The organism is Bacillus sp. SA1-12 (genome assembly GCF_000981385.1).
Classification (GTDB): domain Bacteria; phylum Bacillota; class Bacilli; order Bacillales; family Bacillaceae; genus Metabacillus.
In genome coordinates, this window is sequence record NZ_LATZ01000130.1 from 56170 (window position 1) to 79735 (window position 23566).

A 23566-nucleotide genomic window follows, 5' to 3' on the forward strand; every position below is an offset into this window, starting at 1 on the left:
CAAATCATGTAAAGAATTAAGTCCGGAAGCTTCTTGGTCTGCCGCAGGAAAATAAGACGCACAGAACTTTTTCTTTGATTTATGAGTGGCTAGGCGCTGGAGCTAGAGACACATACAATGGAAAAAGAGTATTTCTCCCTTCTAAATAAAAAGCAAAACGCCTTTCTAAGCTTAAAACGGTCAAGGGAAGTGCGGAAAGAGTACTTATGACTTGAGGGCTATGCCCTGGAGATAGACACCTATACTAAATAAAAGATCCATTCACTTCCTTTTAATAAAAGCAGAAGCTCCTTGGTTTAGCATAATTGCACAAAAGGAAATAAACCCCTGAAAACAAAAGTTTTCAGGGGTTTATTTATGGGTATTGTTATGGTAAATAATTTATAGGATTCACAGAATTCGCAGATCCATTCCATCCACCTTTATGAATTTCAAAATGTAAATGCGGACCTGTCGAACGGCCGGTAGTCCCCAAAGTTCCTATTTGCTCGCCTTTTGATACAGATTGACCAGAACTTACAAGACGTGAATTCATATGTGCATAGACTGTTGTAAACACTTGTCCATTAATTTTATGAGAAATGTACACGACATTTCCATAACTGCTTGAATAATTTGAACGAATGACTGTTCCGCTTGCTGCTGCAACAATCGGAGTACCAGTACTATTGGCAATATCTATACCTGCATGCAGCTTTGTTTGTCCTGTAACAGGGTGGACCCGTGTACCATATCCTGATGTATAAGTACCTGCTGCAGGCCACATGAAGCCGCCGCTTGTAACAGCTGGTGTTTCTGATGAAGCAGAGCTATCAGAACTTGAAGAGCTAGATGAGCTTGAAGCACTTGCAGCCGCTTCAGCAGCTTTTCTTTTTGCAGCTTCTGCTGCTTCTGCTGCCGCTCTTGCTGCTGCCTCTTTTTGTCGTTTTTCTTCTAGTTCAATAGCCTTTTTCTGTTCAGCTAAAAATGCTTGTTCGTCCTCCAGCTCATGCATTTCGTGAACGGCATCATTATGCTCGCCCTCTACTTCCTTCATGAGCTCCTGCTTTTGTTTTACTTGTACACTTAACTGCTGCTTGAGCACTTCTAATTCAGATAAAGAGTCCTCCAGCTTTTTAAGCTCGCTTTTTAGATCTGCCTCTGCTTGCTCTAGCAGTTTTTTATCTTCCTCATGGGCTCTCATAATCTCTTGGTCTGCCTCAACAATTGTTGTAACGGCACTTACACGACTCACTAAGTCACCAAAATCCTGAGCACCTAGAAGCACATCTAAATAGCTGACCATGCCGCCGGTCTCCTGCAAGGAACGGGCACGTTCTTCTAGTAATTTCATTCTCTCTTCAATTCTAGCTTTTACTTCTTCAATTTCTGCCTTTAACTCTTCAATGTTTTTCTTTGTTTCTTCAATGCTGGCTTCTTTTTCGCTAATTTTATTGTTGGTATCAGTAACCTTAAAGTCCAAATTCTTGATTTCTTCATCAAGCTTTGCTTTTTCCGCCTCTAAATTAGCAATTTCACTTTCCTTTTTCTCAATACTTGACGAAACGTTTGATTGCTTCTGTTGGATATCCTGCTTTTTCTGCTCTAAAGATTCAGCAGAGGCAAGATTGTTATACGGCAGCAGTAATCCGCTTGTCCCAATGATGGCGGCCAAGCTAAACGATACTAGTCTTCTTTTCATCATGTCTCCTCCCACAGTTATGTAAGCATTTTTCTTTCACATACGGAGCCTGATCCAGACTCTGTTTTATACATTAAAAAAGCTAGTAAACTAGCAATCAAAAGACTGCTAGTTTACACTTTTAGGAATTTACGGACAGACATTAAGCTTCCCCATACACCGATCAATGCACCGATCAAAAGGAGGATCGCTGACACTTGGAAAACAAATGGATTGAATGGCAAGAACTCCACAAATGAACCTTGAAGCTTTGGCAATGCCCATTTATATAGTGATTGGTAAACGGAGATAATGAGAACAATCGGAATCACCGCTCCAAGCACTCCCAGGAATAATCCTTCAAGGAAGAACGGCCAGCGGATAAACCCGTTGGTAGCTCCTACCAGCTTCATAATCTCAATTTCGCGTCGACGTGCAAAAATTGTGATTTTAATTGTATTGGAAATGAGGAACATCGCTGTAAAAACGAGTCCAATAATGAGACCAATACCAATGTTTCTTGAAATAGAGATGACTTCAAAAAGCTTCTCTACTTCTTCTTGTCCATATTTTACCTTTGAGGCATTTTCAAGCTTGGCAATTTTATCTGCAACGGCTTTTGTATCCTGCGGATCCGCTGCCTTTACAATAAATACATCGTTTAATGGATTGTTCTGTTCAAAGAGCTCAAAGGATTCGCCTTCTTCTCCTAAACTTTCTATTAAATTATCAAGCTCTTGTTCCTTAGACGAGAAAGTAATCGAATCAATCTCTTCTATCTTTTGAATCTCGCTCTTAAGCTTTGCTTGTGCATCTTCATTTGCCGTTACATCGATAAGAACACGAATTTCAACATCGTTTTCAATATTATCCGCTACATTATTTAAGTTCATCATGATGACTAAAAATGTACCAACTAAAATCAAAGTCACGGTTACTGCACTAACTGATGCAAACGTCATCCACGTATTTCTAGCTAAACTTTTTAAGCTTTCACGAAAATGACGACCAAGAGTATTAATCATATATACCGTACTCCCCTCTTGCTTCGTCACGTGCAATCTTTCCATCCTCGATTGCGATGACACGCTTTTTCAGCGTGTTGACGATTTCCTTATTATGTGTCGCCATAACGATCGTTGTTCCGCGATTGTTAATCTCCTCAAAGAGGTGCATAATCTCCCAAGATGTATCGGGATCAAGGTTACCTGTCGGCTCATCCGCAATCATAACCGAAGGATTGTTTACAATCGAACGCGCAATTGAAACACGCTGCTGTTCCCCGCCTGAAAGCTCATCAGGGAAGAAACGTGCTTTATGTTTGAGCTGAACTAAATCTAGTACGTCTAGTACTCTCTTTTTTATATTTTTTGGATTTTCGCCAATTACTTCTAAAGCGAATGCCACATTTTCAAAGACTGTAAGCTTCGTCAGCAATTTAAAATCCTGGAATACGACGCCAATGTTACGTCTTAGCATAGGCACCTTAGATTCCTTTAAAGTGGATAAGTCTACACCGTTAATAATGATTTTACCGCTTGAAGGTTTTTCCTCACGGTACATCATTTTAATAAAGGTAGATTTACCGGCGCCACTAGGTCCAACGACGTAGACAAACTCGCCTTGGTTTATTTTTATATCAATCCCATTTATGGCTAATACACCATTTGGATATGTTTTGTATACTTCGGACATTTCAATCATAAAAACCCACCTAATAGTTGTGTTTTTTGGAAATTTGTCATTCGTTGTCGTATATTGTCGACTAAATAGACAGAAAAATACCTTTTCTTCTAAATTACAAAACTCATTATAACATCAAATTTCGGCAAAAGGTGACTAAATTTATATTACAATTTTATTTCAGTAATATTAACAGAAGGGGAAACCTTGATTTAATAAGGGGTTTGCTACTCATCATGGCATAAAGTGACAAAATTGTATACAATTTTTGAAAGCGCTACACTTCATTAAAAATTTTAGAACTTTCTGACTAAAATTGCAAGGGGAAATTACGACAAATGTCACAGCAGAAAGCGGAAGAAACTTGCTATTGGGCAAATAAGATGAAGATGTACTTATCGATTCTGAATGGCAGCATTTTTTTTATTGGCTGTAATACCGGTCTTCCTGTCGTTCTGACTGCACTTGACGTCCATTGCTTTGAAGCTGGGCACTAATAAATAAATGAAAATAACAAACGAGGTCATCTCAGTACCTCTTGAGACAGCCTCGTTTTCATTGCGTTCATTATTTTTTCTCAGAAAGCCATGATGCAACAACATCAGCATCTGATTCATTTAAAATTCCTTTTGGCATGCTTCCACGACCGTTAATAATAATATTTTTAATTTCGTCTTTATCGTACTTTGCCCCAACCTCTGTTAAATTCGGGCCTGCTCCGCCTTCAAGATTTTCTCCATGGCAGCTGATGCAGTTTTGCTGAACGATTTGTTCTGCATCACCGGCAACCGTTTCACCTTCCGCACCTTGGTTTGTATCTGCTGCATCATCTTGCGGCTCTTCTGCACCGCCGCAGGCTCCAAGAATCACTGATGTTCCAAGCAATAATGCCAGTAGCTTTCCTTTCACGATGAACATCCTCCTTTAAATCGATTATGTAGGCCAATTTCTAAATTCAAGGATATTATAACCTATCTACGCCCGTTTGAAACCTTCCCCGAGAACCTCTGATGTATCTGTTACAGTAACAAATGCATGCGGGTCAATGCCTCTAACAAGTTGTTTCAACTTTGTGAATTCTGTTTGATCAACCACACACATTAATACCGGCCTTTCATTGTTTGTAAAGCCGCCATGTGCCGTTAATCTCGTTACACCTCGATCGATTTCCTGAAGAATTGCCTCTTGGATCTCTTGCTGTTTATTCGTAATGATCATCGTCATCTTCGAACGTCCTAAGCCTATTTGAACAATATCAATCGTTTTGCTCGTTACATACAAGCCGATTAGCGCATAAAGGCCGCGCTCCACATCAAAAACAAACGCTGCCGCAAGCACAATTAATCCGTCAATTAAGGCAACGCATGTCCCAAGTGAAAGTCCTGTATACTTATGAATAATTTGCGCTGCCAGATCTGTTCCGCCTGTTGACGCCTTTCCTCTAAACACAATGCCGAGTCCAAGCCCGATTGCAATCCCGCCAAACAACGAGCCAAGTAACGGATCCGTTGTCGCAGGCTCCCAATTTCTCGTTAAGTACACAACAAACGGAACAAATATCGTGCCAATTAATGTTTTGATCCCAAATTGCTTTCCTAAAAAAATCACTCCGGCAATAAATAGAGGAATATTAAACGCCCACTGAACATAGGCCGGTTCAAAACCAAAGAGTGCATCAAAAATCGTGCTGATCCCGCTCACACCCCCTGAAGCAATACGATTCGGCAGCAAAAATAAATTAAAGCCAATAGCCACAAACGAAGAACCGATCAAGATATATATGTATTCAACCAGGTTTCCCTGTTTAGGATGATAAGATTGTTTTTTCTTTCTGCCCATCTATGTGTACCTCCTATTTTGCTATTTATATGGTTTCGCAAGATGCCAAAGATGAGTATAGCATTCGTTATTTCATCTGTGAATAACAGCCAAATAACGTGGTAATGAGGTAAAGTACGTTGTTTTGCTTCCTTTTTGGATAGTGTTTGCATGTTGGATGAAAAAGTTGCAAGGGGGTTTATCTTATATGCCTAAAGTGGATTAGGGTCAGTGGGACAGTCATCCCTACTACGGAGGAGGATATGTCTTTGAAGACGTCTTTGAAAGACAATAATTGGCGACAAGATTCAAATTTTACTTCATGGCACTCTTCAAAGACTTTAAGCTCATGATTCTCAGCTTTTTTGTCTTCATGGCACTTTTCAAAGACATTTGGCTAGCGATTCTTAACCTTTTTGTCCTTCATAGCTCTTTTCAAAGACATTTGGCTTGTGATTCTTAACCTTTTTGTACTTCATGGTGCTTTTCAAAGACATTTGGCGCATGTTTTCTCAACCTTTTTGTCCTTCATAGCCCTTCTATCGGACTTTTTCTGAGGAATCTCCTGCTGATTTGTCCTCTATAGTCCCTTTTTAAGGATCTCGCTTTATATTTGATTTATTCTCTTCACTCCTCCATATTATTCTCCCCTCAATAAGCACAAAAAAACAACCCAATCAGGGTTGTTTTTTGAGATTATGATAATTTTGAGCGTAAGAAGGCATCGATGAATGGATCTAATTCGCCATCCATGACGGCATGAACGTTGCCGATTTCTGTGTTTGTGCGGTGATCCTTTACCATAGAATATGGGTGGAATACGTAAGAACGGATTTGGCTTCCCCAGCCAATGTCCTTTTGTTCGCCGCGGATTTCAGCAAGCTCGGCTTCTTGTTCTTCAATTCGTTTTTGGTATAGCTTTGCTTGTAGCATTTTCATTGCGCGTTCACGGTTTTTAATTTGGGAGCGCTCTGTTTGACACGTTACCACGATATTTGTTGGGATGTGGGTAATCCGTACCGCCGAGTCAGTTGTATTAATATGCTGACCGCCGGCTCCGCTTGCACGGTACGTATCAATTTTTAAATCCTCTGTACGAATTTCAATATCGATTTCTTCGTTAAATTCCGGCATAACCTCACATGATACAAAGGATGTATGACGGCGGCCAGATGAATCGAACGGTGAAATCCGGACGAGACGGTGAACGCCTTTTTCTGCTTTTAAATAACCGTAGGCATTATGGCCTTTTATAAGTAAGGTAACACTTTTGATACCTGCTTCATCACCTGGCAGGTAATCAAGCGTTTCAACCTTGAAGCCTTTTTTCTCTGCCCAGCGTGTGTACATACGAAGCAGCATGGAACCCCAATCTTGAGATTCTGTACCGCCTGCACCTGGATGCAGCTCCAAAATGGCATTATTTTTATCATATGGTTCACTTAATAAAAGCTGAAGCTCAAAGTCATTTAACAGACCGACCAGATCCTTTAATTCAGAAACAAGCTCTTCCTGCAGGTCATCATCTTGCTCCTCTTTAACCAGGTCATAGGTTAATTGCAGGTTCTCATACGTTTCATTTAAGTTATGAAACTGATCAACCATCTCTTTCAATGCATTCGTTTCATTAATAACAGCTTGGGCTGCATTTTGGTTATCCCAGAAATCAGGGGCAGTCATTTGCCCTTCAAGCTGCTGAATGCGTGCTTCCTTAATATCGAGGTCAAAGAGACCCCCTAAAGTCCGCTAAACGTTTAGCTGTTTTTTCAAGCTCTTGTCGAATTTCTACTAATTCCATTTACGTCACCTCAAAAAATAAGTTATGTTGGTTAGCCAGATTCCGTTCATTTAGAAGTCTGGCTCTATTCGCAAACAAGAGAGAGGCGGTGGTCACCTCTCTCATTTTTCATATCTATTTGCTTTTCATTACGGTTTATTGGCCGCAGCAGTTTTTATATTTTTTGCCGCTGCCGCAGATGCATGGCTCATTTCGGCCGATCTCTACAACCTTGCGGGCCGGCTTTTTCTTAGGCGCTTCATCGCCTTCTTTTGGATGGACGGCTGTTTGGCCTTTTGCCACCTCTTCACGCTCAAGGTTATTGCGGATTTGCGCCTTCATGATATATTTCGCTACATCTTCCTCAATGGCAGAAATCATGCTTTCAAACATCGCAAAGCCTTCCATTTGATATTCACGCAACGGATCATTTTGTCCGTATGCACGTAGATGAATGCCTTGGCGAAGCTGATCCATCGCATCGATGTGATCCATCCATTTTGAATCAACCGCACGAAGAAGAATAACTTTTTCAAACTCGCGCATTTGCTCTTGGCCAAAGTCTTCTTCTTTTTGATCATAATAGTCTTTGGCTTTTTTGGTGATCATCTCGATGATTTCTTCAGGGTCTTGGCCGCGAAGGTCATTTAACTCAAGATCGCCTTCTTGAAGAATATTAGCATTCATATAATCTATAAGACCTTCTAAGTTCCAGGCTTCCTCATCCTCTTCCCGCGGCGTATAAGAAGCTACGGTACGCTCAATTGTTGAAACGAGCATTTTTTCCACAATATCGCGTAGATTTTCAGAATCAAGAACCTCAAATCGCTGCTTATAAATGACTTCACGCTGCTGACGTAAGACATCGTCATATTGGAGAAGCTGTTTACGAGCATCGAAGTTGTTACCCTCAACACGTTTTTGGGCAGATTCAACAGCACGTGAGACGATTTTACTTTGAATTGGCTGGGTATCATCCATACCAAGACGATCCATCATATTCATCATATTTTCTGAACCAAAGCGGCGCATCAACTCATCTTCCATAGAAAGATAGAATTGCGTCACACCAGGATCTCCTTGACGTCCAGAACGTCCGCGGAGCTGGTTGTCAATCCGGCGTGATTCATGACGCTCTGTTCCGATTACAGCAAGACCGCCTTTTTCACGCACACCATCGCCAAGCTTAATATCCGTACCACGGCCTGCCATATTGGTCGCAATGGTTACCGCTCCAAGCTGACCTGCATTTTCGATGATCTCCGCTTCCTTCTCATGGTTTTTCGCATTCAAAACATGATGCGGTACACCTTTTTTCTTAAGAAGCTGGGAAATTAATTCAGACGTTTCAACAGCAACCGTACCAACTAAAACCGGCTGGCCAAGGTCATAACGCTGCTTAACATCCTCAACAACCGCACGGAATTTCCCTTCCATAGAACGGTAAACTAAATCAGGTCGGTCATCACGAGTTACCGGCTTGTTCGTCGGAATTGCAACAACCTGCATGTTGTAAATATTACGGAACTCTTCTTCCTCTGTTTTCGCAGTACCGGTCATACCGGCAAGCTTTTTATACATCCGGAAGTAGTTTTGGAACGTAATCGTCGCAAGTGTCATACTCTCGTTTTGGATTTCAAGACCCTCTTTTGCTTCAATTGCTTGGTGGAGGCCATCACTGTAGCGGCGTCCCTTCATCAAACGGCCGGTAAAGGAGTCAACGATGACAACCTGCTCTTCTTCCACAACATAGTCCACATCTCGCTGCATGACGAAGTGGGCTTTTAATGCTTGGTTGATATGATGATTTAACGCAACATGTGAAATATCAAATAGATTATCAATACCAAATGCCTTTTCAGCCTTTGTAATTCCGTCCTCTGTCAGTTGAACGGCCTTTGTTTTCACATCGTACGTATAGTCCTCTTCTTGCTTTAATTGACGAACAAATCCATTTGCTTGAAGATAAAGCTTTGTGGATTTTGCAGCTTGTCCTGATATAATAAGCGGTGTTCTCGCTTCATCGACTAAGATCGAGTCAACCTCATCAATGATGGCAAAGTTGAGCGGACGCTGTACCATTTGTTCACGGTAAAGCACCATATTGTCACGCAGGTAGTCGAAGCCAAGCTCATTATTTGTTGAGTAGGTGACATCTGCGGCATATGCTTCACGTTTTTCATCTTTGTTTAAAGAGTTTAAGTTTAGACCAACTGTAAGGCCGAGAAATTCAAAAATTTGTCCCATTTCATGGGCGTCACGGCCTGCTAGGTATTCGTTGACCGTGACAACGTGCACACCTTCGCCGGAAAGCGCGTTTAAATAAACAGGCATAGTGGAAGTTAATGTTTTCCCTTCCCCTGTTTTCATCTCTGATATATTTCCTTCATGAAGGGAAATACCCCCCATAAGCTGAACCTTGTAAGGATATAAACCTAACACGCGCTTCGCTGCCTCACGTACAACAGCAAAAGCCTCTATTAATAGATCATCAAGCTTTTCGCCTTTCGCTAAACGACCTTTAAATTCTTCTGTTTTTGCTCTAAGCTCTTCATCTGATAAGCTGCCAATCTTGCCGCTTAAGGCATCAATCTGATCGGCCATCTTTTCATAACGATTTAACGCTCGTTTGTTAAAATCAAACACCTTATTTAAAATTCCAAGCATTCATAACGCTCCTCTGTGTGTAGAGTGAATAATTAATTACCTACGTTGATTAAAAAGACTCCTCTTTATTTTAGCACTATTTGTGGGGAGGTACAACAACGGCAAGTGTATATGGGTATGTTGGGGACTGTCCCTCTTTTGTTCGACCTTTGAGATGATTGCTGTTTAACTTCCATTGATCGGACTTGCGTGGGGACTGTCCCGCAAAAAAGACTTCACTTCTTCTAATGTCGGCATACCTGCTTGTGCGCCGAGCTTAGTTACGGAGAGAGCAGCTGCGGCATTGGCATATTGACAGGCTTCTTTGAGGGGTGCGCCTTTGCTTATAAAAACAGCTAATGCTCCGTTGAAGCAGTCGCCGGCACCTGTTGAGTCAACTGCACTCACTTTATATCCATGGATTTGCTCCTCCACCCCATGATAGAGCTGGACGCCTTTTGAACCCTTTGTGACAATGCATTTTTGCTTGAGTTCTTTTACCTCTTTATCCGATAAATCTTTTGCTGATAAAAGCAGCTCTTCTTCATGTTCATTAGGCGTTATGTAGTCTGCTTGTAAGACAAGGCTCTTCGGCAGTTGTTGAATCGGCGCTGGATTTAAAATCACGGGTACATGATGTTTTTTCGCTATTGTAACAGCCTCCATGACTGATGATAATGGTATTTCAAGCTGGAGGAGGATGATATCACTTTGGGCAATCAGATCTTCAAACCGGCTAACGAACTCAGGCGTAACTTCAGAGTTTGCACCAGAAACAACGATAATGCTGTTATCCCCTTCTGATAATGTGATGGAAGCAATACCTGTTGAGGTGTCAGGGATCGTTTGGATATGTTCAATATTGATTCCTTGGTTTGATAGATGTTGCTTTAATTCTTTTCCAAAGGAGTCCTCCCCAACACATCCAAGCATGGTCACCTCAGCGCCTAGTCTTGCTGCGGCTACTGCTTGGTTTGCGCCTTTTCCACCCGGAATGGTGAAGAAGGCTTCTCCCAGCACGGTCTCCCCGACCTTAGGAATCGTATCTGTTCTTGTAACTAGATCCATATTGATGCTGCCGATAACAGTAATCTTTGGTTTTTCCATCTTTTCTCCTTTCTAAACGAAGAACAGCGCCCATTAGGCGCTGTTACTTTTTAAACATAAGGCTCAATTAAGCCGTATTTCCCGTCTTTTCGTTTATATACGACATTTGTTTTATTTGTTTTTGAATCTGTATAGACGAAGAAGTTATGTCCAAGCATGTCCATTTGAAGAATTGCTTCCTCACTGTCCATCGGCTTTAAGTTAAAACGCTTTGTCCGGACAACCTCTTGCGGCTCTTCCAAGTCTAATACAGCTGCACTTTCTTCTTCTGATTGGCTATTGCTGAACACAAACTTTGGAGCACCCTGCTCACGAAGCTTGCGGTTAACTTTCGTTTTATGCTTACGGATTTGACGTTCTAATTTATTTACAACAAGATCAATCGCTGCGTACATATCCTCATTGTGCTCCTCTGCACGTAGCACAAGATCTGTCATAGGAATCGTTACCTCTATTTTAGACTCTTGGTCATTATAATATTTCAGATTGACATTCACATTTGCGTCAACTGAATCTTCAAAGTATTTCTCAAGCTTACCAATTTTCTTTTCTGCATACTCTCGTAATGCTGGAGTTATTTCAATGTTTTCCCCTCTGACGTTATATCTCATGATTGAACTCCTCCTTTATGATAAAGCTATGTATACTTAATTCTATATTCCCTTGCGTGTCTCCTGCTTAAACGTAAAATTTTCATAAATTTTTTGTGAAAATTGTTGAGAATTGTTTTATTTTTGTAAATACAGGATTAAGTGTAATAATATATGCGCTTACATAGAGAGATATGAAAAAACCCGCTGGGAATCAGCGGGTTTTTTCATGAGTAATATATGGCTGCAGCTTGGCTTGAACCATTTCCTTCCAAGCTAAAAAGGCAGGAAACAGTTGGTTTTTTACAAATTCATAATGTTGTTCAATCGTTGTAAAGATAGCTGGTTCCCCTTCTAACGTTAAAATCACCTGATCGAACTTCCGGATTTCCCCGACCATTCCGGTTTCTTCTTCTAAAAAAGCACATAATGTCAGATGCGAGGAGTCGATATGATAAAAGGCGGATAAAATATCTTTGAATAGATTTTCACCTTCTGTTAACTCCAAATTAGAAAAGCTTTCAATCACATATTCAAAGCCTTCTTCAATTGTATTTAACAGATGGTAATAAAAGTGAAGCATTTCATATTGATCGTTTGTTAAGGATACCATGGTTTTCACCTATTTTCGCTTATCATAAAACATGCCATCTGATGTGGAGATATTTTGATATGGATTGACATATTGCTGTTTAGATGATTTCGCTCTTTTTAATTGCATCATGTCCAGTTGAATTTGCTGTTTAAGCTCGGCAAATTTCGTATGAATCACATCACTCCAGGCTACGATTTGATCGAAATCTCGCTTATCGTTTGCTGTAAAAGGAGGTTGAACCCCTTTCAGGAGCTCCTCACGATGATCGAGCATGGATGTAATGCGTAGAATCACTTCCTCTCTCTTCTTTTACGACTGGCTGAGAGATGAGTTCAAAAAGCTTTTCGGTTATGCCGTAAACCTTTTTTAAGGAGCTCACTTCGCCTGCCCGCCTTGAGTATGCTGCTGTGCACGAGTTAGTTGAATAACTTGCTTCCACGTATCGCGGAATTCCACAACAAGCCCTTCAACCTCTTGGAGGATGGACAGATCATTCTTCACATTCGCTTCTGTTAAACGGTAATTGATGTAATCATACATCACCTGCATATTTTTAGAGATTTCAAGATCCATATTTAACGTGACCATCAGTTCTGTAATAATTTTTTGTGCTTTTTGAATGTTTATGTTTTTCACTTCAATTTGTTTATGTTCAATCGCTTGACCAGCAATCTTAATAAACTTCAAACAGCCATTATAAAGCATCAAAGTGACTTCACCAGGTGATGCGGTTATAACGGCATTTTGCTGATAAGCTGCATATGGATTATTCATTGCCATAATTGACACTCCCTTTCCTACATTGAGAATTGCTGCATGAGATAGGACATTTGTGAGTTTGATTGCTGAATCGCCTTTTCCATTGCGGTGAATTGACGCCAATAGCGGTCTTCGATTTGGGTAAGACGGTCTTCGAAACGGTCGATTTGGTCTTCGATTCTATTTAATTTTCTACCAAATGAAAAGGTGTTATTTGTTGAGTTAGAATTCCCAGCCTTTGTCTTAATGTTATCCATGGTATTTTGTCAGGCTATCGTAAAGGCGATTTAGAATGCCCTGCTCATTGCTTGATGATCCATTGCTCGTAAATAATTTTTCAACTGCTTCAGGATTTGATTCTATCGCTTTTCTGACCTCATCCTCATTAATGACAAGCTTACCTCCTTCAAGGTAATCCGATGTTGTTGTTATCCCGATACTCGATAGTTGTTTATAATTTGAATCGATTTCAGCACCACTCACAGGTGAAAAAAAATCTGTACGTATTTTTGAAAGAAGACTAGAAAGCATTGGAGCCGCTTTTCGCCATCTCTTCCCATTTCTCCTGTTGCTTTTCAGATAGCTCTTCGCGTTCCGTATCTGTTAATGGAAGATAACCCTTATATTTTTCTTCATTTACCTTTGATTGAATTTTTTCGATTAATTCATTATAGGAATTAATAAATCTTGTAATATTCTCAACGACTTTAATTTGTATCATTTGCAATGTTAATTGAGATAATAGGTTCAGTATCAAGTAACTTGTCTTTTAAGGTAAAGGTTACTCCATTCATTTCAAATGTGTTTGATGTCCGTTCCGTATTCAAGCCATTTACTGTAAAAACAGCGTTTGCTCCTCCTGTTTCTACTCCACTTCCAAAACGAAGGACATTGTTAAGGAAACCAGCTGTGGTGATCATTTCGTTTCCACTTTCATTAAAATTCCCTGTTTCTTTTCGGGTTAATGTTACTTGGTCTGTAAAAGAGTCATAATAAGTTGATAAACCGACAGTTGAAGAATTAATCTTACTTAAAACAGAATTAAGAGATTCCGAGCCTTGGATAAGGATACGCTCAGTAACCTGTCCGTTTGATGTATATTAGCCGATATCAAAGCCAAAATACATTTGTTCATATGCTACTTTTACTTCAGTATCCTTTGTCAGCAGGTTAGCAAAGGTAATTTTCCCGCTTTCATCTATATGTTGCAAAAACTGAGTTATCAGCAGCTAAAAGTTCATTTTTATTAACACCATTATTTCGATATTCGACACCATTAATAGTAACGACAATCTCATCTTGTAAAGATACCGGGCTTTTGGTTAATTGTATTTCTTTAAAATATGCAGTTGGCTTGAACGATTCAATTCTTTTGGTTGCCGCAAAATCAACTTTAATCGAACTGCCTTGTTTTACATCCTCAGCAAACGTCAGATTGCCATCCTTATCAACCAAAACCTCACCTGTTTGAAGAGTTGCTGCAGGATCCGTGATTATTTTATAGGATTTTCCATCGAATTTAACAGAAGTATGGATAGCAATTTCTTGAAGCTCCACTCCTGCTGATAGCGTAAGCTCGAACGTCTTGCCAGCTGCTTCTGAGGTAATTGTTTGGCTTTCGACACTGCCTGAAGTCCAACCAAAGTTTGCATTGGCAAAATTGTCTTTCATACTGTAAAGACTAGCAGCAGCATCAATTTTTGAACCAGCCTTGAAAATTTCCCCAGCATTCACTTTTGTTGCAGCTGTTGCTAATTGATCAATTTTTGTTATTGTAAAGGACGAAAGATCAGCTGCACTATTTGCAACAGCGGTTACCTTACTTTCGTTAGATGAAGTAACGGTACGCACTCGAAAGGTTGATAATAATTTCATATCAAAGGTTTGGTTACGAAAATTTAACAGAAGGGTATTCATTTCTCTGAAAGCATCACGGTGCCATTCAATCGTTTGTTTATTCTGATTTAATTTATCTAGTGGGATTCGCTCTGCCTTCATTAAATCACTGACAATCGTGTCAATGTCCATGCCACTGGCTAAACCGCCGATTCGAATTGCCATATTTGCAAGCACCTCCTATATTTTTTTATCTACAAATAATCCGATAAAGCAAGACTTCCATCAGAGGGGGTTTTACTGCCCGTTAAGATTGGGATAAACTCTGTCATTGCTGCATAGACATCCAGGAGCTTTTTTAAGGAATCTCGCGAACCACCTCTTTAGTCTGATCATCTACAACATGGCATAGTATTCATTTAATTTTTCATGTAACACGAATTGAGTATGGGTCCGTGAAGAATCGATAAAATCGTTTAAGCTTTTAACAGCCTTTTTCAATTCTTCTTTAGACGGCTGATTTGATGCTTGTTGATTTTCAAATAAACGTTTGTTTAAGATCTCTATTGAGCCATTTTTATTGGTATTGTCAGTACGGTGAAGTGTGGACTGCTGTAAAGAGAGGTTTTCAACAGTTATAGGTAACACTCCTAATGGTTTGTTGTCTACTATTTTTATCGGTTTTTGTTTTGGATTGTTTAGGTTTGGAGGGAACTATTTTGCAGGGATTTGAGGTAAATATAAATGGATATATTGAATTTTTTGATACTATTCTTCTCTGTGAAAAATGTTGAAGTTAAACAAAATCCTTGGCGTTATTAAAGAATAAGTAACTGGTATCCTAGTATGAGGGGCCAAGGTACCTGTCTCCATGTCCTTTTCTTGGGACTCTTCTTCTCACAACTTTCGAATCTCTTCTTCTGATAGCTCTGTCAACCTCGCTATCATTTCAATTGGGAATCCCTCTTTCAGCATCCTTATTGCAACTTTTCTCTGAGCTTTTTCTAGTCCCTCTTCTCTTCCTTCTTCCCTTTCTAATTTGATTAACTCACCGAAAGTTGGCGGCAAATTTTTTCTATCTAAATACATCATTTCTATCTCCTCCTTTGAGAGAATGATTTCACTTTTTACCTTTTCAGTTAATTCTTTAGGAATTTGCAGTAAGTAGTCAATGAAGTAGATTGATGCAGATAAATACACGCGTTGTTCTTTTGTGGAATATTCATTCTTTTGCAATACTAACAGGATTAATTTTCGTTTAAAGCGATAACGTTTCTCGGCATCATTTTTGGCCTCATTAGCATATTTGCCTGCTAACACAGCGTTGGCGAATGGGTTGCTTGAATGTAGAAGTTCATTTTCTTATCTTGAAATTTGTAAATATTATATTTGTACGTTAATTCAGTTCCTTGATACGAACGGTGATACTGATTAGCTCGAAAGCTTTTGGAGGTATCCGTTAATAGAGCAATAGCGACAATATCCTGATCATACCGATCAAAAATCCTGTAATAATACCGAAGCATTCTTTTTGAAAAGTCAGGTTCTCTGTCTCCCTGCACCTCAATATGAATCAGTACCCACTTTTCCTCTCCACTCTTTAAATACACCTTAACTATTTGATCCGTTACTTGTCTGCCCATTTTTTCTTGAATGATTTCCTGAAAGAGCTCCTGTTGCAAAAATTCAGGTTCCTTCAAAAAATCAATTTCCTTATACAAATCTGCTGCAAAATATAACACAAACTCTTCAAACAATTCATAGATCAGCTTCTTCCAAAGACCATCAAAATCCATCACGCTATAATCATGGGCTTCTCGAGAACACAATTTATCATCATTAGTTTATCACACTCCTTAATAATATTATACTTCAAATAGTCTAAAACAAGAACACACGTTCCTTTATTTAAAAATGCTATTCTAAAAAGGATATGTATCTATTAAAATCATTACGCTAAATAATGGCAGAATTAAAATATTTCCTTGGATGCATATTCTTTCGTTTAGGCTTCCATTGTAAAATTTTTGTGAACGACTATGAAAGCTTCGAATTAATACATTATGAAGCATCAAATCTAACCCTGCCTCCTAATGAAAAGAGACTCTAGTAAAACTAGAGCCTCTTTCAAAAAATATAAAATTAACGAAGAAGTTGTAAAACTCCTTGTGGTTGTTGGTTCGCTTGCTTAGCGACTGTATCTTTCGACTACAGAATAGACTATATCTTCACCCTTACTCTCATATGGGGCCGGGCACTTCGAACAGCGCGTGCTGCCCTACGAGATTCATAAGTCATAGCTTCTGCCTTAGACCGTGTTCTCTAGTCGTTGGACCTTCTCCAGGGAGCATGGAGGATTATCATTCCGGCTCTCACACTCCGGTTGATTTCTTCACGTTTGGAAATGAAGGGTTAAACGATGCAAAAGGGTCAGACTCTCTTATGCAAGTGTCAGGGGTCGGTGCGGCCGCCGCATTTTTTTCTGCATTTCGTTGATATGGATTCATCCCCATTGAGCCTAGATGATTGATTTTCAAGAAGATCCCTCGCTTTCGTTCGTTTTTATCTATATCGGATCGATTTTCACTTTATTTAGTTATAAGTTAATTTTTAGTTCTTTGGGAGTAGTAAGTGTAGGTAGGACTTTTCGGCTTATTGTGTTCACTGATCTTTTCTTCCTGCTCCATTTGCTGAAGCTGTTTGGTAAGATCCTTTTTACAGCCTTCACACATGCGTTCCTCTTTAATCGTTTTTCCGCATTTCTCACATGGATAGCCAAGATGAGGAATGTTTGCAAGATGAATTTTCCCGGTACGAATAAATTTTAGCACTAATTCCTCCGCAACACCCGTTCCTTCTACCACCTCATGAAGAATCGCCTTGCGATTGTCACGCTTGCGCAAAAATCGATAAACCGTTTCATATGCTTTTTCTTCTTCCTGAAGTCAAGCATCACAAACAGCTCGAAATGATGTTTGGACAAACAAGGCATTGCATTTTGGGCAGTTCGCTAATTCTCCCATTGTCATTCACCTATCGATTTAGATCTAGTATTTATATCGGCAGGAACTTTCACTTTTTTAGCTTCTAATTAATGTTAATGAAAAAACAGTTTTTGCCCCGTTATCAACAAGAAGTTTGGCAGCATTTCTTAGGGTGCTGCCCGTTGTGTATATGTCATCGACTAGGAGAATTTGCTTATCTTCTATTTTACTAGAGCTTGCATAAGAAAACACATTTTCAGCTGCAAGTCGTTCCATTCGTGATTTTTTGGATTGCTTTTCATGATGGGTACGCCAGAGGAGCTCTTGTTGCGAGCGGCAGGAGATCAGCGAGGAGCTTCGCCTGATTAAAGCCGCGTTCATATAGACGTTCCTTGCTTAAGGGGATTGGGACAGCAAAATCAATTTGGAGAAAGGAGATTTCTTTTTTATAACAGGAAGCCATGTCTTTTTGAAAAACTTCCGCTAACACTGCATCACCGCGAAATTTAAAAGTTGACAGAATCTCCTTCATCGCATCATTGTATTCAAACAATGAAATATTTCTTTGGAGGATGTTATTCCACTGAGGATCATCCTCCCACTTTTTGCAATCATTGCAAAGCGTTTCAGTTTCTTGCTGCCTGCTGCAGGCTGGACAGGTGGTGCCTGATATTCTTATTAATGATTGATAACATTCATCACATACCTTCTGTTCTGGTAACAAAAGCAGGCTTGTCCAGGACGCCTTAACAGATATTTCTTGGCTACAGATAAGACAAATGATTGGAATCATTCCTTTTTTGCTGTTTTTGGCAAAGGGGTCTGTCTGAAACAATTTTTGCACATTCGGCTAGCTTCACTAAAAGTGAGGTCATTTCCTGTTTATCAACAAACTCTGCTTTGATAAACATAATTTTTTCTTCCTTTGTCACGTAACGCGGCTCGGTTTTGTTTAAGGTAAGGGCTAAGATATCATCCAGGCATTCATTACACGTGCATGTTAGCTGTAAGCGATTTTGATATTCATCCAATAAATCCTTCATAATCCTTTCCATTGCATTAACGATCATACTATCGCTCTCCTTGCAAATGAGAAGTTTACATTGATTATGACATATAAAGAATGGATTTGAAAGATATTTGCTATTTTTTGGTAAGAAGGTCACTCCTTCTTGCAGCCTCATTCATTTTCTGAATATGCCTTTTGGCATCGAGCATCGCTTGTGTCTTACCAAAATGGAAAAGAATAATCTCTCCAGTTGGATAGGAAGCACTTCTTCCGACCCGTCCTGAGATTTGCACAAGGGCACTTTCTGTAAAAATTTCATCCTCGCTACCGAGTACAGCTACATCGCTATTAGGAATGGTGACCCCCCGTTCTAATATAGTAGAAGTGACAATAATCGGGATGTCTCCGTTACGAAAACTTCTGACCTTTTCTTTTCGCTCCGGATCCTCTGCATGTACCCCGATAATGCGCTCATCAAATTTCTTACATAACTGAACAACCTGATCAATGATTGAGATGGAAGGAACAAAAAGAAACGCTTGTTTCCGGCTTTGTAGCTGGGCGGTCATCCACTTTATAATGACAGTTGGCAAAGTATCTTTTTTTAATTTTTTCCTCCAATCCCCACACCATTTATATGCCGGGACTGGCAGCGGATGCCCATGATAGCGTGCAGGAATTCTTACTGCCATACGCTTATTTTGCTCAACCTCTCGTTTCCAGCGTTTCGATGGTGTCGCTGTTAAGTAGATCAGCGAGCTTACAGGTTTTCGCGATTTTTCAACAGCATATTGCAAGGCTTTATCAGCTGAATAGGGAAACGCATCAACCTCATCAACGATGATGGCGTCAAACGCTTCTTTAAAGCGTAATAATTGATGGGTTATTGAAAGATATAAGGATGCGGACTTGTTTCTTTCTTCACTGCCGCCATAGAGGGCTGTGATGTCAGCGGTTGGAAATACTTTTTTTAAACGTGGAGCTAATTCGAGAACAACATCTGTTCGAGGGGTGGCGATGCAGATTTTCTTACCGATTGCCAGACCATATTCAATGCCGCTAAACAATACCTCTGTTTTCCCGGCGCCGCACACTGCCCAAACGAGGAGCTCTTGGTGATGACGTATGGCATCCGCGACCTGCCGTGATGCCTTTGCCTGCCCTTTTGACAGCACGCCATCCCCTCTAGCGAAGCGGCGGCACTCCCTGCAGGAGGAGGGCCAGCCCAACGATATAATGGAGTGCACTCGCTTACTCGCCCCATCATGATACAATTCCTGCAATAGTGGCACCGTTCTTCTCCACAGCGCGCACAGGAAAAATAGGCAAAATACGCAGGATGGTTGTTACCGCAACGATTGCAGTAGAATCGGTCTTTTTTGCGGTACACACCATAGTTTAATTGAATAAACCCCTTTTGATAATGGCTGTGGAGCTGCTCTGTTGTGAATAGAAGCTCCGAATAAAGCAACTCCCTACCAAAAAGGTATTGCTGAAGCTGGATTGAATAATCAAAATTATGTTGTAGTGGATGCTGTGGAAGAGGATTCAAGCGCCCGATCGGCAATCCTTCCTGGCAGGATAGAACTGGTATCAAGCTATGATGTTGGAGTAAAAATCTCATAGGTCACCTCAATCAGATTTTGAGATTTTTCGATAGCGTTTTTCAACACTAATGGCTGTGCGGGATAGCTGTGTTGCGATATGGCAAAATTTCATGCCATTGTTGCGTAGTTCCAGAAGCCTTCTGTCCTCAAGAGTTGTCCAATGGCGATATGTACGTTTTCTGACGTCCTTACCGGATTGAGATTGATTAGTAGTAACACTCAAAGCGATCAAACCTTCCTATACGTAATTCCATGAGTATTATGTAGGATTAAATAGGACATGTCCATAATTTCACTTAAATAAAAGAGGAAAGAACTAGACCTTTCGTACTTTCCCCACCTACAACCAGAATTCTCATCGGTTAGAAGTAAGGCTTATTTCCTATACCATCCCAAACCGATTGCACCCTCACCTAGATGTGTGCCAATAACCGGACCAAAATAGCTGATCAAGCATTCAACATGCGGATATTTTCCTTCTAGTTCCTGCTTCATTTTTTCTGCTTCCTCAGGACGATTACCATGGATTAAGACAGCTCGCATCGGAACCTCTTGCTTCGCATCCTCGTGAAAAAGCTCAAAAACCCGGTTTAACGCCTTTTTACGTGTACGGATTTTTTCATATGGCACGATTACTTTGTTTTCAAAATGAAGAATCGGTTTCACTTGAAGCAAGCTTCCAATCAACGCCTGCGCACTGCTTAACCGCCCGCCGCGCTGCAGATTCGTTAAATCATCCACCATAAAGTAGGCACGCATCGACTGCTTCATTTCCTCTAATCGGGCTAGAATATCATCAGGCGTTTTTCCTGCCTCTGCCATGTTCGCAGCTTCGAGCGCGTAAAAGCCCTGGACCATGCAGCTCACCTCTGAATCAAATGGGTACACATTAAAGTCCTCAACCATCTCTCCCGCAGTTACAGCCCCATTAAAAGTACCGCTAATGCCGCTTGAAAGGTGAATCGAGATCACAGCATCATACTCTTTCGCTAATCTTTCAAATAAGGCAACAAACTCTCCGACCGGTGGCTGCGAGGTCGTAGGAAGCGTCTGCATCTCTTTTACCTTAGCAAAAAATTCTTCTGCTGTAATTTCGACCTCTTCCTGATACGTATCCGTTCCAAAAATAACACTTAACGGAATCATATGTATATTAAGCTTCTCACGCATTTCTTTTGGTATATATGCGGTACTATCTGTTAAAATAGCCGTTCTCATCTTTTAGTTCCTTCCCTAATACGAAAATCATCGTTTTTCTTTTCATTTTAACGGATACTGTCCGGAATTTCACTAGTTACTGATTTGTTCATGATCTTTGAATGGTTTTATTTTTTCTATGCAGTGATAGTTTGTAATGGATGATAAAAGTTAAGTCAGGATTTGGACCGCCTTCTCAAATGACCGAACCACTCCGCCCAAATAAAAAAGCCAGGCCCCATAAAGAGCCTGACCCGAATATTACTTCACTTCTACCCAGCCGTTTTTAATTGCAACGACTACTGCTTGTGTACGGTCATTTACATTCATTTTTTGCAGAATATTACTTACATGGTTCTTAACTGTTTTTTCACTGATAAATAAAGCTTCACCGATTCCGCGATTGCTTTTTCCGTCCGCCAGCATTTGCAGCACTTCACATTCACGACGAGTGAGAATATGTAATGGACGTCGGATTTCTGGTTGTAAGCTTTGAGTTGGGGCAGCTTGTCCTGTTGTAGTTGCAAGACGTCTGAATTCATTGACTAGGTTATGGGTTACTTTTGGATGTAAGTAAGAACCGCCGTCTGCTACAACTTTTACTGCTTCAATTAATGTGTCTGCATCCATCTCTTTTAATAAGTAGCCTCTTGCACCAGTTTTCAAAGCGTGTGTTACATAGTTTTCATCATCATGTATTGATAAAATAATGACCTTTGTATCAGCATTCGCTTCGATTAATTGCTTTGTTGCTTCGACACCATTGACTTTTGGCATGTTAATATCCATGATGACAACATCAGGCTTGTGCGATTCAACAATCGCTAATGCCTCTTCACCGTCATCACCTTCTGCGATTACCTCAAAGCTTGGTTCGAAATCTAAAATGCGTTTTACACCTTCACGAAATAACTGATGATCATCAATAATTACAATTTTCGTCTTCATGCTTACGCCTCCCCACTTTTTTATTCTAGTCTATTAGCCATCTATACCGTCAATAAGCCTTTAGAACGTATTTATCATTATTTCCCATCTTTTACACAACTTGATAAGGAACCCGGATCATGATAAAAGTCCCTAGGCCAATTTTTGAATCAATTGTCATTTTTCCCTCGAGAAGATCGACTCTTTCCTTCATCCCGATCAACCCGAACGATTTTTTGTCTTTTTTCCCCTTAAATTGATCAAGACTAAATCCTTTACCATTATCCTTAATCACCATGGTAAAGGTTTCCTCTGCAGCTTCTACTTTTACGGAAATTTCCGTTGCCTCTGCATGCTTCAGGGCATTTGTTACTGCCTCTTGGGCCAGCCTGAAAAGTGCAACCTCAAACCTTGGAGACAGCCGCTTTGCCTCAAGGCAGCCTAAGCTTTCGAAATGAATCTTTGTTTTCCCATTATTATATTCTTCGATTGTATTCATGTATTTTCTGAGGGTTGGGATAAGTCCTAAGTCATCCAGCGCCATTGGCCTTAGGTCATAAATAATCCTGCGCACCTCATATAAGGCATTGCGAACATTTTGCCTGAGGTTGCGGATTTCTTTAAATCCCTCATCAGCACCGCGTTCCCGGTAAATACGTTCGATCAGCTCTGAGCGCATCATCACATTGGCCAGCATTTGCGCCGGGCCGTCATGGATCTCCCTGGACACCCGTTTCCGCTCCTCTTCTTGAGCTTCGATAATTCTTAGGCCAAAATCCTGTTTTTGCTGTGCATCCTCTAATAGTATGCCCACTTGACGGATATCACGATTTAAATAATTTAAAACAACTGTAATTTGACTGACAAGCGAGTGGGAACGCTCAATAATTTCCTGTAAGCCGAGCAAACGCCGTTCTAAATCATCACGGCGGTCGCGCAGCTGTTTTTCATGCTGCTGCATCATCGTAAGCTGAACTTGAAGTTTGTGGGCTTTTTCATAGGCTTCCCGAATTTGATCTTCTGAAAACTGTTTAAAATTCTTGCTTACTTCTGAGAGCCGGTTACGAGCTGACCGTGCATGGACCTCAAGCTGATCTCCCTCTTCAATCACTTTGCTCACTTGGCTTTTAATATCCTTTAGTTCAACAACTAATGACTCATATTGCTGGCGCGATTGTTCGCCAATTTGAAAAATTTCATCCTTGCTTCCATCAACTGTTTGGATCATTTTATCCAACACTTCATCAAGTACTTTGCTATCTATTTTGTTGGAGTTCACAATCTACCCTCCGATTTTTTACTAAAAAGTTCTTGTTAATACTTTCCTGTTTATTTACGTTACAGAGCTGTTCGTAACCAGGGTTTCCCTTT

General features: G+C 40.3%; 32 protein-coding genes. 2 read left to right on the top strand and 30 right to left on the bottom strand.

What is annotated here, in order from left to right; all coding sequences use genetic code 11:
• Window positions 1–367 precede the first annotated feature (367 nt).
• From WQ54_RS27010 to ftsE, 3 genes are all read right to left on the bottom strand, one after another.
• Entirely contained in the window at window positions 368–1684 is a 1317-nt protein-coding gene (locus WQ54_RS27010) for a peptidoglycan DD-metalloendopeptidase family protein (RefSeq protein ID WP_331435272.1), read from the bottom strand.
• Between the two features lie 110 nt (window positions 1685–1794).
• Window positions 1795–2685 carry a permease-like cell division protein FtsX gene (gene ftsX / locus WQ54_RS27015; protein WP_046589195.1) on the bottom strand — a complete coding sequence of 297 codons (891 nt, stop codon included), beginning with the start codon at window positions 2683–2685 and terminating at the stop codon, window positions 1795–1797.
• A complete protein-coding gene (gene ftsE / locus WQ54_RS27020; protein WP_046589197.1) occupies window positions 2678–3364 on the bottom strand; it encodes a cell division ATP-binding protein FtsE in 687 nt (228 codons plus the stop codon). Before ftsE ends, ftsX begins: the two co-directional genes overlap by 8 nt.
• Window positions 3365–3681: 317 nt before the next feature.
• Here ftsE and WQ54_RS33985 point away from each other — a divergent pair, with 317 nt between their 5' ends.
• The gene (locus WQ54_RS33985; RefSeq protein WP_156178184.1) at window positions 3682–3840 is read left to right on the top strand and encodes a hypothetical protein; all 159 of its coding nucleotides are present in this window, start codon (window positions 3682–3684) and stop codon (window positions 3838–3840) included.
• A 70-nt stretch (window positions 3841–3910) separates the two neighbouring features.
• Here WQ54_RS33985 and cccB read toward each other — a convergent pair whose 3' ends face one another.
• The 23 genes from cccB to WQ54_RS27100 all read right to left on the bottom strand — a co-directional run bounded on the left by cccB (window position 3911) and on the right by WQ54_RS27100 (window position 19756).
• Window positions 3911–4252 (bottom strand): cytochrome c551, encoded by a 342-nt coding sequence (gene cccB, locus WQ54_RS27025; protein WP_046589199.1) that lies wholly within the window; start codon window positions 4250–4252, stop codon window positions 3911–3913.
• Between the two features lie 66 nt (window positions 4253–4318).
• Complete coding sequence (locus WQ54_RS27030) at window positions 4319–5182, bottom strand: YitT family protein (RefSeq protein WP_046589200.1); 864 nt, start codon at window positions 5180–5182, stop codon at window positions 4319–4321.
• A gap of 675 nt (window positions 5183–5857) precedes the next feature.
• A protein-coding gene (gene prfB, locus WQ54_RS27035; protein WP_156178186.1) for a peptide chain release factor 2 occupies window positions 5858–6959 on the bottom strand; the annotation gives its coding sequence in 2 pieces (ribosomal slippage) (window positions 5858–6886 and window positions 6888–6959; 1101 coding nt in all).
• Window positions 6960–7094: 135 nt separating this feature from the next.
• On the bottom strand, window positions 7095–9605 hold the full coding sequence (gene secA / locus WQ54_RS27040) for a preprotein translocase subunit SecA (protein ID WP_046589204.1): 2511 nt from the start codon (window positions 9603–9605) through the stop codon (window positions 7095–7097).
• 165 nt (window positions 9606–9770) lie between these two features.
• A complete protein-coding gene (rbsK, locus tag WQ54_RS27045; RefSeq protein WP_046589206.1) occupies window positions 9771–10691 on the bottom strand; it encodes a ribokinase in 921 nt (306 codons plus the stop codon).
• Window positions 10692–10741: 50 nt separating this feature from the next.
• Complete coding sequence (raiA, locus tag WQ54_RS27050; RefSeq protein WP_046589208.1) at window positions 10742–11302, bottom strand: ribosome-associated translation inhibitor RaiA; 561 nt, start codon at window positions 11300–11302, stop codon at window positions 10742–10744.
• 193 nt (window positions 11303–11495) lie between these two features.
• Window positions 11496–11894, bottom strand: a complete 399-nt coding sequence (locus tag WQ54_RS27055) for a hypothetical protein (protein ID WP_046589209.1) — start codon at window positions 11892–11894, stop codon at window positions 11496–11498.
• 9 nt (window positions 11895–11903) lie between these two features.
• Window positions 11904–12170: a hypothetical protein gene (locus WQ54_RS27060; protein ID WP_046589211.1), complete on the bottom strand. Its 267-nt coding sequence runs from the start codon at window positions 12168–12170 to the stop codon at window positions 11904–11906.
• An 81-nt stretch (window positions 12171–12251) separates the two neighbouring features.
• The gene (gene fliS, locus WQ54_RS27065; protein ID WP_046589213.1) at window positions 12252–12656 is read right to left on the bottom strand and encodes a flagellar export chaperone FliS; all 405 of its coding nucleotides are present in this window, start codon (window positions 12654–12656) and stop codon (window positions 12252–12254) included.
• Between the two features lie 17 nt (window positions 12657–12673).
• Complete coding sequence (fliD, locus tag WQ54_RS35355) at window positions 12674–12892, bottom strand: flagellar filament capping protein FliD (protein WP_269431596.1); 219 nt, start codon at window positions 12890–12892, stop codon at window positions 12674–12676.
• Window positions 12885–13166, bottom strand: coding sequence for a flagellar filament capping protein FliD (gene fliD / locus WQ54_RS35360; RefSeq protein ID WP_052737996.1), 282 nt, complete (start codon window positions 13164–13166; stop codon window positions 12885–12887). The genes fliD (WQ54_RS35355) and fliD (WQ54_RS35360) overlap by 8 nt, the downstream gene beginning before the upstream one ends.
• Complete coding sequence (gene fliD, locus WQ54_RS34985) at window positions 13156–13356, bottom strand: flagellar filament capping protein FliD (protein WP_052737997.1); 201 nt, start codon at window positions 13354–13356, stop codon at window positions 13156–13158. Before fliD (WQ54_RS34985) ends, fliD (WQ54_RS35360) begins: the two co-directional genes overlap by 11 nt.
• A complete protein-coding gene (gene fliD / locus WQ54_RS34990) occupies window positions 13343–13555 on the bottom strand; it encodes a flagellar filament capping protein FliD (protein ID WP_052737998.1) in 213 nt (70 codons plus the stop codon). The genes fliD (WQ54_RS34985) and fliD (WQ54_RS34990) overlap by 14 nt, the downstream gene beginning before the upstream one ends.
• A gap of 274 nt (window positions 13556–13829) precedes the next feature.
• Window positions 13830–14696 carry a flagellar cap protein FliD N-terminal domain-containing protein gene (locus WQ54_RS34995; protein WP_052737999.1) on the bottom strand — a complete coding sequence of 289 codons (867 nt, stop codon included), beginning with the start codon at window positions 14694–14696 and terminating at the stop codon, window positions 13830–13832.
• 171 nt (window positions 14697–14867) lie between these two features.
• Complete coding sequence (locus WQ54_RS35755) at window positions 14868–15119, bottom strand: flagellar protein FlaG (protein ID WP_197089680.1); 252 nt, start codon at window positions 15117–15119, stop codon at window positions 14868–14870.
• Window positions 15120–15368: 249 nt separating this feature from the next.
• Complete coding sequence (locus tag WQ54_RS34440) at window positions 15369–15791, bottom strand: hypothetical protein (RefSeq protein ID WP_052738000.1); 423 nt, start codon at window positions 15789–15791, stop codon at window positions 15369–15371.
• Entirely contained in the window at window positions 15785–16300 is a 516-nt protein-coding gene (locus WQ54_RS32230; protein ID WP_052738001.1) for a hypothetical protein, read from the bottom strand. The genes WQ54_RS34440 and WQ54_RS32230 overlap by 7 nt, the downstream gene beginning before the upstream one ends.
• Before the next feature lie 543 nt (window positions 16301–16843).
• Window positions 16844–17008 (bottom strand): hypothetical protein, encoded by a 165-nt coding sequence (locus tag WQ54_RS33995; protein WP_156178190.1) that lies wholly within the window; start codon window positions 17006–17008, stop codon window positions 16844–16846.
• 66 nt (window positions 17009–17074) lie between these two features.
• Window positions 17075–17374 (bottom strand): hypothetical protein, encoded by a 300-nt coding sequence (locus tag WQ54_RS27085; RefSeq protein WP_231597664.1) that lies wholly within the window; start codon window positions 17372–17374, stop codon window positions 17075–17077.
• 177 nt (window positions 17375–17551) lie between these two features.
• Window positions 17552–17836: a phosphoribosyltransferase family protein gene (locus tag WQ54_RS35535; RefSeq protein ID WP_331435273.1), complete on the bottom strand. Its 285-nt coding sequence runs from the start codon at window positions 17834–17836 to the stop codon at window positions 17552–17554.
• Window positions 17754–18179 (bottom strand): ComF family protein, encoded by a 426-nt coding sequence (locus tag WQ54_RS35005; protein WP_052738002.1) that lies wholly within the window; start codon window positions 18177–18179, stop codon window positions 17754–17756. Before WQ54_RS35005 ends, WQ54_RS35535 begins: the two co-directional genes overlap by 83 nt.
• Before the next feature lie 40 nt (window positions 18180–18219).
• Window positions 18220–18525, bottom strand: a complete 306-nt coding sequence (locus WQ54_RS27095; RefSeq protein ID WP_046589215.1) for a late competence development ComFB family protein — start codon at window positions 18523–18525, stop codon at window positions 18220–18222.
• 73 nt (window positions 18526–18598) lie between these two features.
• Window positions 18599–19756 carry a DEAD/DEAH box helicase family protein gene (locus WQ54_RS27100; RefSeq protein ID WP_331435274.1) on the bottom strand — a complete coding sequence of 386 codons (1158 nt, stop codon included), beginning with the start codon at window positions 19754–19756 and terminating at the stop codon, window positions 18599–18601.
• Between the two features lie 211 nt (window positions 19757–19967).
• On the opposite strand from WQ54_RS27100, the gene WQ54_RS35365 reads away from it, so the two are divergent.
• Complete coding sequence (locus WQ54_RS35365) at window positions 19968–20090, top strand: hypothetical protein (RefSeq protein WP_269431597.1); 123 nt, start codon at window positions 19968–19970, stop codon at window positions 20088–20090.
• A gap of 6 nt (window positions 20091–20096) precedes the next feature.
• On the opposite strand, the gene WQ54_RS34000 is transcribed toward WQ54_RS35365, so the two are convergent.
• The 4 genes from WQ54_RS34000 to WQ54_RS27115 all read right to left on the bottom strand — a co-directional run bounded on the left by WQ54_RS34000 (window position 20097) and on the right by WQ54_RS27115 (window position 23474).
• Window positions 20097–20294: a hypothetical protein gene (locus WQ54_RS34000; RefSeq protein WP_156178192.1), complete on the bottom strand. Its 198-nt coding sequence runs from the start codon at window positions 20292–20294 to the stop codon at window positions 20097–20099.
• A 152-nt stretch (window positions 20295–20446) separates the two neighbouring features.
• Entirely contained in the window at window positions 20447–21289 is an 843-nt protein-coding gene (locus tag WQ54_RS27105) for a DegV family protein (protein ID WP_046589217.1), read from the bottom strand.
• 240 nt (window positions 21290–21529) lie between these two features.
• Window positions 21530–22216, bottom strand: coding sequence for a response regulator transcription factor (locus WQ54_RS27110; protein WP_046589219.1), 687 nt, complete (start codon window positions 22214–22216; stop codon window positions 21530–21532).
• 91 nt (window positions 22217–22307) lie between these two features.
• On the bottom strand, window positions 22308–23474 hold the full coding sequence (locus WQ54_RS27115) for a sensor histidine kinase (protein ID WP_046589224.1): 1167 nt from the start codon (window positions 23472–23474) through the stop codon (window positions 22308–22310).
• Between the last annotated feature and the right edge of the window lie 92 nt (window positions 23475–23566).

Excerpts from the sequence above, each read along its gene's own strand:
- WQ54_RS27010 (WP_331435272.1), bottom strand. The coding sequence starts at position 1,684 with ATGATGAAAAGAAGACTAGTATCGTTTAGCTTGGCCGCCATCATTGGG.
- ftsX (WP_046589195.1), bottom strand. The coding sequence starts at position 2,685 with ATGATTAATACTCTTGGTCGTCATTTTCGTGAAAGCTTAAAAAGTTTA.
- ftsE (WP_046589197.1), bottom strand. The coding sequence starts at position 3,364 with ATGATTGAAATGTCCGAAGTATACAAAACATATCCAAATGGTGTATTA.
- WQ54_RS33985 (WP_156178184.1), top strand. The coding sequence starts at position 3,682 with ATGTCACAGCAGAAAGCGGAAGAAACTTGCTATTGGGCAAATAAGATG.
- WQ54_RS27030 (WP_046589200.1), bottom strand. The coding sequence starts at position 5,182 with ATGGGCAGAAAGAAAAAACAATCTTATCATCCTAAACAGGGAAACCTG.
- secA (WP_046589204.1), bottom strand. The coding sequence starts at position 9,605 with ATGCTTGGAATTTTAAATAAGGTGTTTGATTTTAACAAACGAGCGTTA.
- rbsK (WP_046589206.1), bottom strand. The coding sequence starts at position 10,691 with ATGGAAAAACCAAAGATTACTGTTATCGGCAGCATCAATATGGATCTA.
- raiA (WP_046589208.1), bottom strand. The coding sequence starts at position 11,302 with ATGAGATATAACGTCAGAGGGGAAAACATTGAAATAACTCCAGCATTA.
- WQ54_RS27055 (WP_046589209.1), bottom strand. The coding sequence starts at position 11,894 with ATGGTATCCTTAACAAACGATCAATATGAAATGCTTCACTTTTATTAC.
- fliS (WP_046589213.1), bottom strand. The coding sequence starts at position 12,656 with ATGGCAATGAATAATCCATATGCAGCTTATCAGCAAAATGCCGTTATA.
- fliD (WP_269431596.1), bottom strand. The coding sequence starts at position 12,892 with ATGGATAACATTAAGACAAAGGCTGGGAATTCTAACTCAACAAATAAC.
- fliD (WP_052737996.1), bottom strand. The coding sequence starts at position 13,166 with ATGCTTTCTAGTCTTCTTTCAAAAATACGTACAGATTTTTTTTCACCT.
- fliD (WP_052737997.1), bottom strand. The coding sequence starts at position 13,356 with ATGATACAAATTAAAGTCGTTGAGAATATTACAAGATTTATTAATTCC.
- fliD (WP_052737998.1), bottom strand. The coding sequence starts at position 13,555 with ATGATCACCACAGCTGGTTTCCTTAACAATGTCCTTCGTTTTGGAAGT.
- WQ54_RS34995 (WP_052737999.1), bottom strand. The coding sequence starts at position 14,696 with ATGGCAATTCGAATCGGCGGTTTAGCCAGTGGCATGGACATTGACACG.
- WQ54_RS35535 (WP_331435273.1), bottom strand. The coding sequence starts at position 17,836 with ATGAACGCGGCTTTAATCAGGCGAAGCTCCTCGCTGATCTCCTGCCGC.
- WQ54_RS27095 (WP_046589215.1), bottom strand. The coding sequence starts at position 18,525 with ATGATCGTTAATGCAATGGAAAGGATTATGAAGGATTTATTGGATGAA.
- WQ54_RS27105 (WP_046589217.1), bottom strand. The coding sequence starts at position 21,289 with ATGAGAACGGCTATTTTAACAGATAGTACCGCATATATACCAAAAGAA.
- WQ54_RS27110 (WP_046589219.1), bottom strand. The coding sequence starts at position 22,216 with ATGAAGACGAAAATTGTAATTATTGATGATCATCAGTTATTTCGTGAA.